A 15785-nucleotide genomic window follows, 5' to 3' on the forward strand; every position below is an offset into this window, starting at 1 on the left:
AATAACTTGAGCAAAATGGGGCGCAGAACTTTAGTCTGCCTTTTAAAATGCAGGCTACTAACTTAAAACGGAACATTACCTATTGTAGTGTTTAGTGTCTTGCATAAAGTAGTAGTCCATAAGCGTTTAATATCATCAATCAACAGGAAAAATCATGTACAAGAAACTATTCATCACAACATGTGCCGCTTTAACTTTTTCAGTCGCTGTTTTTGCCGAAGAAAGCAGTGAAATAAGTTTTGAAAAACTTCCACAGAAGGTTCAGGAATCCGCTTTGAAACACTTGGTGCGCAGTAGTATCAACAAGGTCGAAGCAATTAAGGATGAGGGTATTACTAAATATGAAATAGAAAGTAAAAATGACGGTATCAGTAAGGATATTACCTTTGCAGACAATGGACAGATAATGGAAATTGAACAGCTTATGCAGTTCGAACAATTACCGCTTGCGGCACAAAATGCGATTAAGAAAGATTATCCTAAAATCAAGATAACCGAAATAGAAAGCGTACAGGCTTTCTATTTTGATATAGAGGGTGATGTGGATGGTAAATCTGTTGAGTTTAAAGTATTGGCATCCGGCGATATAGAAGATGAAGACGAAGATGACAAAGCATCCGATAAAAAAGACTGAACCTGGTTTTGGCGATTGACGTTGATATTTTTGACATTATACCAATCTCAAACGACTCACTCTCTAATATAAAAACTTCGCTATTCCTGTTGTTTTTAGCAGAAATATCTCCTGCACTCATAGATATAGATTCATGGGACAAGCTTTCGGGAATGGTGCTTTTAGAGTATTTAGAGTTCATGTGCTGTGCAACAAAGCACAATATTTTGTGTGTTTTGTTGCAACTTTAACTTAATTTTTGAATAAAAATATCACTTAGGAATGAGTATTTATTAACTTCGACATTTGATAAGGAGTGCAATAACTTTAGAGACTGTGAAAGTATTCACTTACTTTAATGCGATATAATACGCGAATTCAAGCAATTAATGCAACACCCTGTGATTTATTTATATCAACCCCCGTTATTTGGCAAAATACTTCCCATGGAGTTCTGTAATTTAACCCTTTTCTTGGACGATGATTAAGTGCTGTAATGGCACTATCAACCTCATCTTGAGTTACCTTATCCAAAGGTTCTTTTTTAGGGAAGTATTGCCTTAATAAGCCATTGTGGTTTTCATTTAAACCTCGTTGCCACGAATGATACGGTTTGGCAAAATAAGTGCCGCAGTCAAGTGTTTTTGCAATGGCTTCATGCCCACAAAACTCACGTCCATTATCAAAGGTAATCGTGTGAACCCAACGTTTAAAAGGCTCAAGAGCATTGATAATCGCCTCTTTCGTTAATTCAGATTCTTTACGCTCAATTGAGATGGCGAAGTTGAGCTTTGAGACCCGTTCAGTCAGCGTCACCAATACGCCTTTATGTCCTTTACCGATAACAGTATCTGCTTCCCAATCACCTAAACGCGTTTTATCATCAACCACTTGTGGTCGCTCATCAATATCAACACGGCTGGGTATCGTTCCGCGATAATCATTTTTTCCATATCGCTTACGATAAGGTTTGGCTTGATGCCTCAAATAAGTATACAAATCGCCACCGGCTGCTTTGTTAGCTAAAATATAACGGTAAATAGTCTCATGACTGACGGAGTCCTTACCTTGTTGTTTTAAGCGTCCTGAAATACAGTCAGGGCTCCATTTCTCTTTGATTAAAGGCGTTATTATCTGTTGTAACTCAGCCGTCATCTTGATGTTTTTGGGCTTATCAATATGGCGTTGTTTAGCTATTCTCTCAGCTTGCTTGTAACGATAACCACACTGACCTTGACCTGTATTACGCGTAATTTCACGTCCAATAGTCGATTTATGACGCCCCAATGTGATGGCTATTTGATTCTTAGAAACGCCTTGTTTTAGTTGCGTATAAATGTAAAATCTTTCCTCTTGGGTTAGATGGTTAAACGTGTTCATTGAGCACCTCTTTTTAGTTTCAGGTTTTAGTCGACGGAAACTATACCATCTAACCCTTTAAAGAGGTGTTGCAGTTATTATATGAATTCGGGATATTAGAATCATTAAATAGATCTAAAACTGAAATAATGACTACTCGTCGCTACCAATCCAGCCTCAATCGTCAGCAAGAAATGTTACTGCCTTCGCGTGTTGAGGATTATGTCAGTCAAAATAATACTGTGCGTGCGATTGACGCTTATGTCAATACATTAGATGTTAAGGAACTAGGATTTCAGCACACCGAAACTATTATCACTTCAGGACAACCGCCTTTTAATCCTGCTGCTTTATTAAAACTCTATTTATATGGTTATTTGCAGGGGATTCGCAGCAGTCGCAAATTGGAAAGTGAGACTCGACGTAATTTGGAGGTGATGTGGCTAGTTGAAGGATTGTTACCCACATACAAAACGATTGCCGATTTTCGCAAAAGCAATAGTACGGCATTGAAAGCGGCTAATCGTGACTTTTTGTTGCTATGTAAAGAACTGTCCTTATTTGGTGGAGAGACAGTCGCGGTGGATGGGAGTTTTTTTAAAGGCGACGTCAGTAAGCAAGGTATTTACACCGAGGATAAGCTTAAAAAACAGCTTGAGGCATTGGAAAAGAAAATCACCCAATATCAAGATGAACTAGATAAACAGGATACTGCCGATAATAAATTAGATCAAGACTCGTTAAATGAAGGTAACAACTTGGTTGAAAAGCTGGCGATAATCAAACAGAAAAAGGCAGAAAAAGAAGCGTTGCAGCAACAGTTAAAAGACCGTGGTGAAAAGCAAATTTCTACAGTTGATGAAGATGCGCGGCTTTTGACCAAACGCGGAGAAACGGTGGCGGGCTATAACGTTCAAATCGCTGTTGATAACAAACACCGTTTGATTGTTGCCGAGGACGTGGTGCAAGACGGTAATGACATGCAGCAGCTTGCGCCGATGCTGGAAAAGGCTCAGAGCATTTTGCAATCAGAAAATCTTGATGGCCTGGGGGACTCAGGTTATTTCAATGGAAGCCAAATAAAAGCCTGTGAAGATCAAAATATCACGGTTTATGTCCCTGTCCCTGATAAGTCTAGGCGCATGGCTGAAAAAGGACGATTAACCCGTGAACAATTTGAATATGATACTGAGCAAGATTGCTATGTTTGCCCTCAAGATGAAAAACTGACTCGACGAGGCAAGCCTTTGCAAAAAGGTGGCAAAAACTATATTCGTTACAAAAGCGATGCCGCTGTTTGTGCGGAATGTCCTTTGCAAAAAAAATGTCTGAGTGAAAAACAAAATCAAAACAAATAGAGCGTTGGGGGCATGAAGAAGTCGTTGACCACCACAAGCAACGTATGGTAAAAAATCCCAATAAAATGCGTCAGCGAGCGGCATTAGCTGAACACCCTTTTGGTACATTAAAACACCGAGCAGGCATAAATCACTTTTTGATGCGTGGATTAGAAAAATGCGGTGGTGAATTTGGTTTAATGGTCTTAGGTTATAACTTTGTCCGCGTAATAAACCTGCTCGGCGTCGATTTTCTAAGGGATTATTGCGTCCAACGACAAAAAAATAAATTAAAAAACAGCCAATATGCTTAAAAATAGTGGGAAAAAGGACTTTTTTCTAAGAAAAAACGCCATTTTTAGAAATATATACTTTAAAAGCTTGCAAAATAGGCCCTGTTTTAAAAAAATGGGGATTTAGTGATGAATACTTTCATAGCTTCTTTAGCTATTGCTGTGTATGACGAAAAAAGCTAAAGCTTTTTTACTCCTGTTCAAGTTATAAACGTCTTTTTCCTTATTTACTGCAGTCAGGATACAGCAACTCACCGTTTGTGTGATACCAGTTTAAAATATCATCCCAGATTTCCTGTGCCGTTTCTGCGTACCAGAATAAGTCCCTGTCTTCAATATCAATCACGCCTTCAGCAACCAAAATCGACATCAAAAGCCTTACGCCAATACTCTTCGCCTACCAGGACGAAAGGTAGCGGTTTGATGGTTCGTGTTTGAATTAGTGTGAGCAAAAGTCACTGTGTTGATATCAAAATGGTCACTGGGGATAATATTGCGATTGCCAAACAAATAGCTGGAGAGCTGGGTTTGGGACAAAATATTCTACTGGCCGATCAGATTATCAAGGCCAAAGATAATGAAGATATTGTGTACACTGTATCGCAGGCTGCTGAGCGTGCCGATGGTTTTGCTCAAGTGTTTCCAGAACATAAATACTGGTTGGTAAAAGATTTTCAGGCTAATAATCACTTAGTCGGCATGACGGGAGATGGCGTCAATGATGCGCCTGCTTTAAAACAGGCCAATGTCGGGATTGCCGTTTCCGGTGCGACCGATGCAGCGCGTGCCGCTGCTGACTTAGTATTAACAGGAACTGGCCTGAGTGTGATTATTGATGCGATTGAAGAAGCCAGGCGTATTTTCGAACGCATGAATGCCTATGCTATTTAACCTGAGTTCGGGATAAGAAAAGGTGGGCAGTCTTTTGAAAATCTGAAAAAATAGAAACAACCAAGAATTTATTTTTTCTAAGACTGCCCAATGCTAAGTTTAACCCGATTATTTTGTGATGTAGATGATTTTTGTAAAACCTTTTTACCCCACTGGGAGAAAACCCAAATAGAAAACGGTGAAAAGAAAAGGCGGAAAAAGCGTTGCATTAGCCCCAGTGAAATAATTACTTTGATTGTTTACTATCATCAGTCAGGGTATGACACATTTAAATGGTTTTATTTACGCTACTTGCCCAAAAACTTATCTAAAGCTTTCCCAAAGGTGCCGAGTTATAACCGTTTCATTGAATTATTGCCCGATATTATCGGTCCTTTAACGGCTTTTATGCAAACACGTTGTGGCCGAAGTGAAGGTATTGCATTTGTTGATTCAACACCCCTTTGCGTTTGTAAAAATATTCGTATTCCGCGCCATAAAACTTTCAAAGATGTGGCCCAACGAGGCAAGTCTTCTACGGGCTAGTTCTATGGGTTTAAATTACACATTATTGTGGATGATCGAGGGGAAATACTTTCTTTTTCAATCACGAAAGGGAATGTTGATGACCGTAAACCCGTACCAAAATTGGCTAAAAATCTGATTGGAAAGCTTTTTGGCGATAGAGGATATATTTCTAAAAAACTCACTGAACTTTTAGCAACCGATGATGTTGAGTTAATCACAACTCTCAAGAAAAATATGAAACCACGAGTCATAGCTGCTTTTGATGCACTTTTATTGAGAAAGCGTAGCATTATTGAAACTATCAATGATCAACTTAAAAATATTTTTCAGCTTGAGCACTCTAGACATCGTTCGCTTACGAATTATATGATCAATATTGTTGCTTGTTTAGTTGCTTATTCTTACCAGGAAAAAAAGCCTGCACTCAACTTACGTAGAGAAGATTTATTACCTTTGTTATGACGTCTTATCCCGAACTCAGGTTATTTACTGTATCACCGAAACCATTCGGATTATGCTGTTTATGGTGACAGCGATACTGATTTACAACTTTTATCCTATTACTGCGGTCATGATCATCCTGTTGGCCTTGTTGAATGATTTACCTATTTTAACCATTGCCAAGGATAATACCTGGTTATCACCCACACCTGTACGCTGGGATATGCGCAAGGTATTGACCATTGCAAGCGTGTTGGGTGTCCTGAGTGTTGCGGAAACTTTTTTATTATTGATTATTGCGCGTAATCATTCTCATCTCAGTATTGATCAGTTACAAACCATTATTTTTCTGAAACTTGCTGTTGCTGGTCATCTGACTCTGTTTGTTGCTCGAACACGCAATAGTTTTCTGGTAGGTCCGTATCCTGCACCGATACTCTTATTTGCCATTATTAGCACGCAAATCATCGCGGCACTCATCGCTGGATTCGGCTGGTTTGTGACACCGACTTCCTGGGAATATATCGGGTTAATCTGGGCTTACTGTCTATTTTGGGTTTTTATTGACGATGGCTTGAAATTATTGGTTTACCGACATTTGGAGTATAGAATCCAACGCCATAGTCGCTTTCTTGGACAGCTTAAAGGTTCCTTGCACAGCTAACTTCATATAAAGTATAAACAAATCGGATGACCGTCATGTGCAAAAAATTAGCCAAATCGAGAATAGATTAAATAAACATTCAAATTATTTACAGATTTTATTTCTGTCAGGGCCCTGGTCTATGCAGGCTATACTCTGAGCTGCGCAATTAGACTTAGAAAGCACGTGGGGAAATTATAATTTGAATATTATTGTTTTCTAATGTATTGTGCACAGTAGCTTGGAAGCTAAGCTTTTCTTGCTATGTTAAGCGGAAAATCCAAGGCAGTTGACTTGCAATATCAGGCATATGGCTTTCTTTTTGATTAAAAACTACAGGATACGATTATGCAACTTCAAGAATTTAATTGGCTGCACAATAAAGTTAAGCAGCTAGCTGACGAGGTGGGTAGTTTATTAATTGAAGTTTTTCATTATCTTGCCTTGTTTGTGATCGGAGCAAGTATTGTCTGGTCTGCAGTGATCGCTTATGTTGCCATGATTCACCATGGACATGCGACCATCGGTGATATTTTATTATTGTTTATCTATCTTGAACTGGGTGCCATGGTGGGGATTTATTTTAAAACTAACGCCATGCCAGTGCGTTGTTTGATCTTTATTGCGATTACTGCGTTATCCCGGTTTTTGATTGCTGATATTCAGATACATCATCAGGCTGATAAGGAAATTTTATTGATCTCCGCGGCGATTTTGCTCCTGGCAATAGCGACTCGAATTATGCCTAAACCGCCGTCTGATAATGGTTAGATTCAAGGTGGAATCACGTTTTTACAAGAATAATGTACATTTTCCATGCGATTTTTTGTTTGTGCGGAGCGGGTTATGACGGATACCTTAAGTGAAAAAATATTACCGAAATCCAGCTTACTACGCTGGCAGATTGGTATGGCCCTGATAATCAAAGTTGTTTTATTAACTGGCTTGTGGTTTCTGATTTTTCGCTGGCAGGATAGGCCAGATAAGCCCCCGGATATTGCTCAACACTTCGCTTTACCGTCTGCACCAATAGATAGCTCTACTGGTCTTTCATCTCAACCAAAACAGGAATCTCAACATGATCGGTGAAGATATCGTCATGCTGTCCCGGATGCAATTCGGTTTGACAGCACTCTATCATTTTTTATTTGTGCCGCTGACTTTGGGTATGACCTTTATTCTCGGTATCATGGAGTCGGTCTATGTCATGACTGGGCGTGAAGTTTATAAGGATATGACCAAATTCTGGGGTAAGTTATTCGGAATTAACTTCGCGATGGGCGTGACGACCGGTTTAACTCTGGAATTTCAGTTCGGTACTAACTGGGCCTATTATTCGCATTATGTTGGTGACATATTCGGGCCGTTACTGGCCAGTGAAGGCTGGATGGCATTTTTCCTGGAATCGACCTTTGTGGGTTTGTTTTTCTTTGGTTGGGATAAATTAAGCAAAGTACAACATTTAACGGTGACCTGGTTACTGGCCTTAGGTACCAGTCTGTCGGCCTTATGGATTTTAATTGCTAATGGCTGGATGCAACATCCGGTTGGCGCTGAATTTAATTATGAAACGCTACGCATGGAAATGACCAGTTTCCCTGATGTGTTTTTTAACCCGGTAGCACAGGTTAAATTTGTACATACCGTAGCGGCCGGGTACGTAACTGGTTCCATGTTTGTATTGAGTATCAGTTCCTGGTATTTGTTAAATAAGCGCGATATTGGTTTTGCGCGTCGTTCTTTTTCCATTGCCTCAGCCTTTGGTTTGGCCTCGGTGCTATCGGTGATTGTTCTGGGTGACGAAAGTGGTTACACCGAAGGTGAAGTTCAGAAAATGAAATTGGCGGCTATCGAAGCTGAATGGAAAACTGAACCAGCCCCTGCCAGTTTTACTTTGATTGGCTTGCCTAATCAGGCAGAGCAACGCACTGATTACGCCATCAAAGTTCCCTATATACTGGGTTTGATCGCGACCCGTTCTATTAGCGAGGAAGTGAAAGGTTTACAGGAATTACGTGTGGAAAGTGTGCAACGTATTAAAAGCGGTATAGTCGCTTACAGCGAATTGCAAAATCTGCGTAATGGTGACAAAACAGAACTCACACGGGCACGCTTTGATGAACATAAAGCAGATTTAGGTTATGGCTTGCTATTGAAAAAATATACCGAAAATGTGACAGATGCCAATGCAGCGATGATCGAAAAAGCAGCTGACGATACTATTCCCAGTGTTGCACCACTATTCTGGACCTTCCGGATTATGGTCGCCTGCGGTTTTAGCATGTTGTTTATTTTTGCACTGTCCTTTTATTATTGCGCAACGCGGGTTGCCGATCAAAAACGCTGGTTGCTGCGTATGGCAGTGTGGGCAATTCCTTTACCCTGGATTGCAGCCGAAACAGGTTGGTTTGTTGCCGAATTTGGTCGCCAGCCCTGGACGATTTCCGGCGTATTGCCCACGCATCTCAGCGTTTCCAGTGTCAGTAGTGAACAACTATGGTTCAGTATCGGTGGTTTTGCGCTGTTTTATACCGTGCTATTAGTGATCGAATTGTATCTGATGCTCAAATATGTGCGCCTTGGGCCAAGCAGTTTGCATACCGGTCGTTATTATTTTGAACAGCAGAACACACTTTAAAAATAGGAATGTACACATGAAAAAAATCAGCTTAATTTTGTTGTTGACGCTAAGTACAGCGTTGGCTCATGCTGTTGAAACGCCTGCACCAGATCGATTGAATGAGGTCGCCGAACGGGGCAGTAAAGTCATGCCGTTTAATCTCGATAAAACGCTGCATATTTTTACTAAAACCGAACAAGGTGGTTTGCAACAAGTGCTTGCCAAGGATGCTAAGGATGTCGAACAAATAGCCCTGATCCGTAAGCATTTGTCCGAGATTGCTCTGCACTTTTCTCAAGGTGACTTTTCCGGACCCAGGCGGATTCATGGTGATAATATGCCTGGAGTCAAGATATTAAGCCAGAATGCAGAACAAATACACTTTGTGTACCGTGAACTTGAGCGAGGCGGTGAAATAGAATATCGCACCAAGGTGCCGAAACTGATTGACGCAATACATGTTTATTTTGATGCGCAGCTTAGTGATCATGCCCGCCATGCGATGCCCGGTGGACATGCTCAGCATCACAGTCAGCAGCCTTAACGGCTTCAACCTTTAACGAGGAATACTCTATGTTTGATTATGAATCTATCCGCCTGATCTGGTGGGTGTTTATCGGTATTGTCATTATCGCTTTTGCCTTGACTGAAGGTTTCGATTTTGGCATTGGTACTTTGTTACCATTACTGGGCAAAACCGATATTGAACGGCGCGTAATTATTAACTCTGTCGGTGCAACCTGGGAGGGCAATCAGGTCTGGTTTGTGTTACTCGGCGGTGCTATTTTCGCGATCTGGCCACCCGTTTATGCAACCTTATTTTCCGGGTTATATGTAGCCATGCTGTTGCTGTTGTTTGCATTGTTTTTCAGGCCGGTGGGCTTTGATTACCGTGGCAAGATAGAAAACCCAGTCTGGCGCAATGCCTGGGATTGGGGCTTATTTATAGGTGGCACTGTGCCACCACTTTTGCTTGGCGTGTTAGTCGGCAATTTAATCCTGGGATTACCGTTTCACCTTGATGCGGATTTACGCTCGTTCTACGAGGGTTCATTTCTGGCTTTACTAAGTCCATTTGCCTTGTTGTGCGGAGTGATTGGATTACTGATCACCAGCTTACATGGTGCCCTGTTTCTGAAATGGCGCACCGAAGGCGTGCTGCATCAGCGTGCTCAGAGTGCTGTTGCAAAAATTGGTCCAGTACTTTTAGTTGCGCTGGCAGCTGCAACAGCCTGGGTTTTTATCGGAATTGACCGTCCTGAAATAACGCAGATGGCTGGCACAGCGGCACCGTCTAATCCGCTTAACAAATCTGTGCTTGCCATCGGTTCCGGTTGGGCACAACATTTCCAGACGTATCCATGGATGATATTAGCCCCTGTCTTGGCATTCTCCGGTTTGGCTTTAGCCTGGTTACTAGGTAAAAATCAATCGACTAAAGGTGCTTTTTTATGCAGTTGCGTGGGTATCATCGGTTTGTTATTGACTGTCGGTTTTGGCTTATTTCCCTTTTTGCTGATTTCTTCTGTCGATCCGCGTTCAAGTTTAACCTTATGGGATGCCAGCGCAAGCTACTCTTCGATGCTGTTGTCATTCTGGATTACCGTGATCTTTTTGCCGATTGTGCTTTTGTATACTCGCTGGGTATACAAAATCATCTGGGGCAGTATTACCGAAGCGAAAGTAATAAAAGATTCTCATACACTTTATTGATTAAGGAGCAACACAATGTGGTATTTCACCTGGATACTCGGCGTCGGTTTTGCATCTGCATTTGCCATTATCAACGCAATGTGGCTGGAGTCAGTTTGCGATATCGATACGCATGGTATCGATGAATCCTGCGATAGTCTGCGTAAATAAATAGACGTTTACTTGTAGAAAACGCAGCATATTTTTTATATCGTCACTTTTGCATGCAGTGACATCTAAAAGAGAATGCATCCGTTTTTATTGTGTGGCTGAAATCCTGTCACCATTGGCTTGATGCAAGGGACAATAAAGGAATCAAAAGGAAATCAAATAGCAATCGATTCTAACCTTTTTGAATATATGTTCTATTGTTGAAGAATGTAGAGGTAACAGGAATTATCCTATTACCTCATGCTTGATTACTACAGGTAACAGATTTTTTAATCAGTGCTGTAGTAAATAGCTACTGATTGACTGCTTGGTTTAAAATGACCGGCGCAAAAGAAAATACATTTTCACTTGATGGATCAACTGTCATTTCAATCCAGCTATTTTCCTTGCTACCAAACACTTCAACGCGGGTAAAATTAGCAGTTAAAGTGCCGTCGTCATTAAACATGGCTTTGTCAATTTTGAAATAATGAGAATCTCCATGAACTAAGAGTACTTGCCCCTCGAAGTTATGTGTTTCAGCAAGCAATGTATTAAAGAAATCTGTATAGCCATTATTTTCGTCTAATTGAGCAAGGAATTCTTCTTGATATATTCCATCGCTCAACTCAAATGGAAAGTAGATATCAGCTTGAATCAAAATTACAATAGCAACATTATTATTATCTCTCGCTTGCGCAAATGACTCTGTTAACCAGGCAATATTTTGTACATTACGGTCAGCGTATTCTGCACTGGCTGCATCGCAAGCTGCTTGATCGCGTAGTGATTTTTTTGTACATTGTTTTTCAGTAGCAACCAGATTATTGTTACTACCTGGAATATGCAGCGCGACAAACTCAACATTACTTTTTACAAAACGGCTATTTTCGGAGTAGGCCTGGCCTAATACGCCTTGACGGGCAACATCGATAGGGTGATTACCCTGACTTTTATTTGCGCTAAAAAAAGTAGTACGCAGATAAGCAAGACGCTCAAGTGGATCCATCGAGCCATTGCTTTCGCGATGACAATCAGTCCATTCATTATCGCCTAATGTATATAGGGTTGGTACATCTAGACTATTGAAAATATCCATGGTGTCTTGGCCAATTGCTTGGTCTGTACATTCTGAGCTGCCATTTTTGGTATCACCGGCAAAAAGTGTAAAGTCAAGATCATGCTTGTTCATTGAATGGATAGTTTGTTCAATCTGAATGGATTTTATTTCAGGATCATCGTTATAAAATTCATCACCCCACAAGGCAACTTTTAGCACTCTGTGTTTATGCATGTGAGAATGTCTTTCAGCATGATCGTCATCGTGTTTGCGATCAGCATAGCTCACAAGAGGGGTGGTCGATGCAATTGATCCAGCAATAAGTGTTATTAATGCAAAGTTCCGCATGTTAAATATCTCCGAGTTTATAAGTGTCAATCAAAAGCGCATCAATACAAGATACGCCCTGGAAATATATAGGACTCATATGACGTTCGTATTACAGGTATTTATTTAAGCTCGTAATTGCTAATTTGATAATCTGGACTGGATGCATGAAATGTGACAGCCCCTCCTCCAGATTAACGAATTGTTATCGATATAATCTGGATTTATCGTCACGTTGGACTTTGAGTTCCATGCAATGTGGAATTTTAGGAGGTGAAAGTACTCAGTGCCTATGGATCAATGGTTATCGACCTTGGCTTCTCGCATTCGCCAGCCCATTACGATTTTGTCAGGCTGGATCAAAGAAAAAACCGGGATAAAATGTACAGGTAAAGTTCAATCTTACAAGGGACTTATGGTTTATGTATCTAGAAAATTAGCAGCAGCCAAGTTTTTAGAATTATCTACGCATGAGCGCTTAATTTACTTTTGAGTGTTTCCTGCTCCCGAGCAAAAGTATCAAATTTTTCGATCTGCTCTCTGAATTTATCATTACCAAGTACCCATGCTTTATTGGTCGCATCGCGAATCTCATCAAGCTCTTGTTCACTGAGATGATGTTTAAATAACGCCCGGTAATGAGTGTATCGCTCCTCATGATCCTTTCCGAGTGCTAAGTAGGCATTATGTGCCACCAGCAGCTTATCTTTTTTACCCAATGCATTTGCATTATAGCTGGACCAGGGATAATCTTCCGGTTGATTTACCATACCTGCTCGCACTGGATTTAATTCAATATATCGACTACAGGCCAGCAGACATTGCTCACTCTCCAGCAGCGTTGCTTTATACCGTCCTGCCCATAATGAACCTGACGATGATATTGATGATTGAAATATTGAACATAATAACGTCCTAACGATTGCATCACTTTGCTGATGCTGGGCGTGATTAACAAGTGAATATGGTTTGTCATCAATACATAAGCATGTAAATCACACGCGTATTTTTAGCAGGCTGCTTTCAGAATGCTCAGGTATTACTGATATTCTTCATCTACAACAAACACAGCTGCTCGATTATTGCCGCGCTGAATCACATGCTGAGTCTGACCCTTTGATTTTTTCAAGCGCAACAAACTACAATTTGTTCTATATGTCGATAATCTGTTCCGCAACACCCACCTATCACATTTATATGTGGAAAATGTGACCGAATATCAGCAAATTGTTGCCCCAATTCTTGCGGGTTGCCATCATCCAATACTTCCGCTTCATCTAATTCGGCATGACTACAACTGGATGCATTAGCCCTAACCCCTTTAAGTCGTTTCATGCATTGCTCATCGCTCAAAATATCAGCAAAATGTGTGGGATGTGCGCAATTAATCATGTAATAAACAGGACCATTTTGCGTCGCCTCATCTACATTTTTAATCGCCTGCGCCAGCGCCTCACCTGTTGGTAGTCTGCCATCCGTTTCAACAGTAAAAGAAATACATACAGGCAAATTGTATAGCTTTGCAGCCAACGTGATGCCAATAGCTTCTTCAACATAGTTTAAGGTGTAAGCAGAAACCATGTCAGTATTACATTTCGCAAATGACTCAATTTGAGTTGCATGATAAACTTGTGCCACGGACACTGGCATTAATGATTCTGCTTTGTACCCATCACCTCTCGGCCCAATGCATCCACTGATAATAATGGGAGTGTCTTCAGTCTGAAAATCTTGCTTAATATGCTCAACCAGTTTTACTCCTTGCAAATTAATCTCATGCAGTGATGCTAACGAATCACCTATTTTCTTTCCCCAGTCCCGGTTTGCTCGCCAAGTAGGTGTTTCCAGAACCAGGCCCAATTTATATTGCTGAGCCAATTCAGCATAGGCTTTATAATAGTTATAAAGCATTTCATAACCTGCCTGGGTACGCAATAAATCGTATGATGCAAATTCAGGTAAGGTAATATTTCTATTAAAAATTAAGTCTGTTTCCATACCGCCATCAGTAATACAGACTTTGCCAGATAGCTGTGGTAAATTTGATCGATAAATTGACATTTTTTGAACCTCCGTATGAGTTACGTGCAATACAAAATAGTATTTTTTAAAGACTTCAGTTTACTCATCAGGCATAAAATCATCTAGTGAGCGGGAGGTACTTCTTTCTGATTATTTTTATAATCATATTTAATACAATGATTTACCATATTCTTATTGACCGGAAATGAGAAAAATTAATTTTTAATTCTGGAAAAACTTTACTTGGAGTACAGTAATAATGGCTACCAAAGGGGATGCAACCAAAGAAAGACTTATGGATATTGCCGAACGGCATATTCTCTTAAACGGCTTTGCTGCCACTTCTATTGATGTCCTTATTAAAGAAGTTGGAATTACTAAAGGGGGATTTTTTTACCATTTCGATGGAAAAAATGCCTTGGCCTGTGCCTTAATGCAACGTTACCGAGAACAGGATGCCCTTATATTCAGTAGCCTGTTCAAGCGCGCAGAAGAACTCACCGACGACCCGTTACAGCAAATGCTGGTATTCGTAAAGCTATTAGCAGAAATGATGGACAATCTGGAAGGCATGCATCCAGGATGCCTTGTCGCTTCCTTTACTTATGAATCACATCAGGTTAACGCAGCAGTACGAGCAATTACAGCAGATAGCGTAAAAGACTGGCGAGAATTATTTAAAACACAAATCGAGAAAATCAACGCCAGCTACACGCCAAAAGCAGAAACCATCAGCGAAGATCTGGCAGATATGCTCTCCACTATCATTGAAGGGGGTATTATCGTTTCCAGAGCCCTTAACGATCCTAAAATTCTGGTTAAACAATTAATGCAATACAGAAGCTATATTCACTTGCTTTACAGCAATTAATCTTAAAATCGAAAATTTGGCTATTTTCTAAGCACACTGTTTAATGATTTAGCAGTAGCTAAAAACTGAATTTTTGTATAAATACCTAACCCAAATTCGGCCTTGTTATAAAACAAGCCATGCTATTTAAAATAACATGGCTTGATTACTTTCATTTTTCAAACACCTGCCTCAAAAACACCTGCATCCGCGCCCAAGAATCTTTATCCGCTGCGGCGTTATAAACCAGCGGCATATCAAAACGTTTACCGAAGCCATCCGCATCTGGATTGGTGAAGCTGTGTTTAACGCCGGGATAATTCACAAATTCTAAATCCGCTCCTGCCTTGTGCATTTCCTGCTTAAATACGCCAATCTGTTCTGTAGTCACAAAAGGATCATCAGCACCGTTGAAGACCAATATTTTAGCTTTAACCTGCCCTTTATCAGCCTGCGTTTTGGTCGCCAACGAACCATGAAAACTAACTACACCGGCCAAATCTGTACCGACTCTTGCCATGTGCAACACCGTACCACCACCAAAGCAGTAGCCAATGGCGACTATTTTATTAGCTTCGACCGTAGCTTGTTGTTGTAGAAATTGCTTGGCAGCATTAAATCGGGCTTCTGCAACCGTCATATCCGCTAGGGTAGCTTGCATGAATTTCTGTGCGTCTTCAGGATGTGTTGCCAACTTACCAGCCCCATACATATCTAAGGCAAAGGCTGTGTAACCCAGGCTGGCCAACATATCGGCACGCTTTCTGGCATAGGCATTATGTCCCCACCATTCATGAACCACAAGCACACCAGGACGTTTACCTTTAATCGCATTGTCATAGCTCAAGTAGCCTTGAAACGCTTGCCCCCCAATTTTATAGTTGACGACTTGAGAGCGAATCTCGGCCTGCGCTGTGTTGGTCATATAGATAGCAAAGCCCAAAACCACTATGCTTATTTTTACCCATTTTTGCATCTTA

At 40.7% G+C, this 15785-nt stretch carries 19 protein-coding genes and 2 pseudogenes; 14 read left to right on the forward strand and 7 right to left on the reverse strand.

Annotated features, from left to right (window positions below):
- Window positions 1-154: 154 nt before the first annotated feature.
- Window positions 155-634, forward strand: coding sequence for a PepSY-like domain-containing protein (locus AU255_RS12395; RefSeq protein ID WP_080523152.1), 480 nt, complete (start codon window positions 155-157; stop codon window positions 632-634).
- 357 nt (window positions 635-991) lie between these two features.
- Here the strand turns inward: AU255_RS12395 and AU255_RS12400 are convergent, their stop codons facing one another.
- A complete protein-coding gene (locus AU255_RS12400; protein ID WP_143735920.1) occupies window positions 992-1993 on the reverse strand; it encodes an IS30 family transposase in 1002 nt (333 codons plus the stop codon).
- Window positions 1994-2121: 128 nt separating this feature from the next.
- On the opposite strand from AU255_RS12400, the gene AU255_RS12405 reads away from it, so the two are divergent.
- Window positions 2122-3330 (forward strand): IS1182 family transposase, encoded by a 1209-nt coding sequence (locus AU255_RS12405; protein WP_233144631.1) that lies wholly within the window; start codon window positions 2122-2124, stop codon window positions 3328-3330.
- Between the two features lie 44 nt (window positions 3331-3374).
- The gene (locus AU255_RS20840; RefSeq protein WP_233144632.1) at window positions 3375-3623 is read left to right on the forward strand and encodes a transposase; all 249 of its coding nucleotides are present in this window, start codon (window positions 3375-3377) and stop codon (window positions 3621-3623) included.
- 202 nt (window positions 3624-3825) lie between these two features.
- Here the strand turns inward: AU255_RS20840 and AU255_RS12410 are convergent, their stop codons facing one another.
- The gene (locus AU255_RS12410) at window positions 3826-3972 is read right to left on the reverse strand and encodes a hypothetical protein (protein WP_198942600.1); all 147 of its coding nucleotides are present in this window, start codon (window positions 3970-3972) and stop codon (window positions 3826-3828) included.
- 74 nt (window positions 3973-4046) lie between these two features.
- Here AU255_RS12410 and AU255_RS12415 point away from each other — a divergent pair, with 74 nt between their 5' ends.
- From AU255_RS12415 to cydX, 9 genes and pseudogenes are all read left to right on the forward strand, one after another.
- Window positions 4047-4493, forward strand: coding sequence for an HAD-IC family P-type ATPase (locus tag AU255_RS12415; protein WP_233144633.1), 447 nt, complete (start codon window positions 4047-4049; stop codon window positions 4491-4493).
- Window positions 4494-4583: 90 nt separating this feature from the next.
- A pseudogene (locus AU255_RS12420) lies at window positions 4584-5462 on the forward strand (IS982 family transposase).
- 52 nt (window positions 5463-5514) lie between these two features.
- The gene (locus tag AU255_RS12425) at window positions 5515-6105 is read left to right on the forward strand and encodes an HAD family hydrolase (protein WP_198942601.1); all 591 of its coding nucleotides are present in this window, start codon (window positions 5515-5517) and stop codon (window positions 6103-6105) included.
- Between the two features lie 327 nt (window positions 6106-6432).
- Entirely contained in the window at window positions 6433-6855 is a 423-nt protein-coding gene (locus AU255_RS12430; RefSeq protein WP_080523154.1) for a phosphate-starvation-inducible protein PsiE, read from the forward strand.
- A gap of 75 nt (window positions 6856-6930) precedes the next feature.
- Window positions 6931-7173, forward strand: a complete 243-nt coding sequence (gene cydP, locus AU255_RS12435; RefSeq protein WP_080523155.1) for a cytochrome oxidase putative small subunit CydP — start codon at window positions 6931-6933, stop codon at window positions 7171-7173.
- Window positions 7163-8722: a cytochrome ubiquinol oxidase subunit I gene (locus AU255_RS12440; RefSeq protein ID WP_080523156.1), complete on the forward strand. Its 1560-nt coding sequence runs from the start codon at window positions 7163-7165 to the stop codon at window positions 8720-8722. The genes cydP and AU255_RS12440 overlap by 11 nt, the downstream gene beginning before the upstream one ends.
- Window positions 8723-8738: 16 nt before the next feature.
- Window positions 8739-9248 (forward strand): aspartate carbamoyltransferase, encoded by a 510-nt coding sequence (locus AU255_RS12445; protein WP_080523157.1) that lies wholly within the window; start codon window positions 8739-8741, stop codon window positions 9246-9248.
- A 29-nt stretch (window positions 9249-9277) separates the two neighbouring features.
- Window positions 9278-10417: a cytochrome d ubiquinol oxidase subunit II gene (gene cydB / locus AU255_RS12450; protein ID WP_080523158.1), complete on the forward strand. Its 1140-nt coding sequence runs from the start codon at window positions 9278-9280 to the stop codon at window positions 10415-10417.
- Window positions 10418-10432: 15 nt separating this feature from the next.
- Window positions 10433-10567: a cytochrome bd-I oxidase subunit CydX gene (cydX, locus tag AU255_RS12455; RefSeq protein WP_080523159.1), complete on the forward strand. Its 135-nt coding sequence runs from the start codon at window positions 10433-10435 to the stop codon at window positions 10565-10567.
- 292 nt (window positions 10568-10859) lie between these two features.
- Here cydX and AU255_RS12460 read toward each other — a convergent pair whose 3' ends face one another.
- Window positions 10860-11954, reverse strand: coding sequence for a hypothetical protein (locus AU255_RS12460; protein ID WP_080523160.1), 1095 nt, complete (start codon window positions 11952-11954; stop codon window positions 10860-10862).
- A 256-nt stretch (window positions 11955-12210) separates the two neighbouring features.
- Between AU255_RS12460 and AU255_RS21550 the strand changes: the two are divergent.
- Window positions 12211-12415: pseudogene (locus AU255_RS21550) on the forward strand (IS982 family transposase); the annotation flags it as partial.
- Here the strand turns inward: AU255_RS21550 and AU255_RS20415 are convergent.
- The 3 genes from AU255_RS20415 to AU255_RS12475 form a co-directional block, all read right to left on the reverse strand.
- Window positions 12398-12703 (reverse strand): hypothetical protein, encoded by a 306-nt coding sequence (locus tag AU255_RS20415; RefSeq protein ID WP_198942602.1) that lies wholly within the window; start codon window positions 12701-12703, stop codon window positions 12398-12400. The pseudogene AU255_RS21550 and the gene AU255_RS20415 overlap by 18 nt on opposite strands.
- Before the next feature lie 17 nt (window positions 12704-12720).
- Window positions 12721-12909, reverse strand: a complete 189-nt coding sequence (locus AU255_RS21425) for a hypothetical protein (RefSeq protein ID WP_198942603.1) — start codon at window positions 12907-12909, stop codon at window positions 12721-12723.
- 149 nt (window positions 12910-13058) lie between these two features.
- Window positions 13059-13994 (reverse strand): homocysteine S-methyltransferase family protein, encoded by a 936-nt coding sequence (locus AU255_RS12475; protein ID WP_080523162.1) that lies wholly within the window; start codon window positions 13992-13994, stop codon window positions 13059-13061.
- A 220-nt stretch (window positions 13995-14214) separates the two neighbouring features.
- On the opposite strand from AU255_RS12475, the gene AU255_RS12480 reads away from it, so the two are divergent.
- A complete protein-coding gene (locus AU255_RS12480; RefSeq protein ID WP_080523163.1) occupies window positions 14215-14826 on the forward strand; it encodes a TetR/AcrR family transcriptional regulator in 612 nt (203 codons plus the stop codon).
- 151 nt (window positions 14827-14977) lie between these two features.
- On the opposite strand, the gene AU255_RS12485 is transcribed toward AU255_RS12480, so the two are convergent.
- Window positions 14978-15781, reverse strand: a complete 804-nt coding sequence (locus tag AU255_RS12485; RefSeq protein WP_080523164.1) for a dienelactone hydrolase family protein — start codon at window positions 15779-15781, stop codon at window positions 14978-14980.
- Window positions 15782-15785: the final 4 nt, after the last annotated feature.

The organism is Methyloprofundus sedimenti, from assembly GCF_002072955.1.
Lineage (GTDB): Bacteria > Pseudomonadota > Gammaproteobacteria > Methylococcales > Methylomonadaceae > Methyloprofundus > Methyloprofundus sedimenti.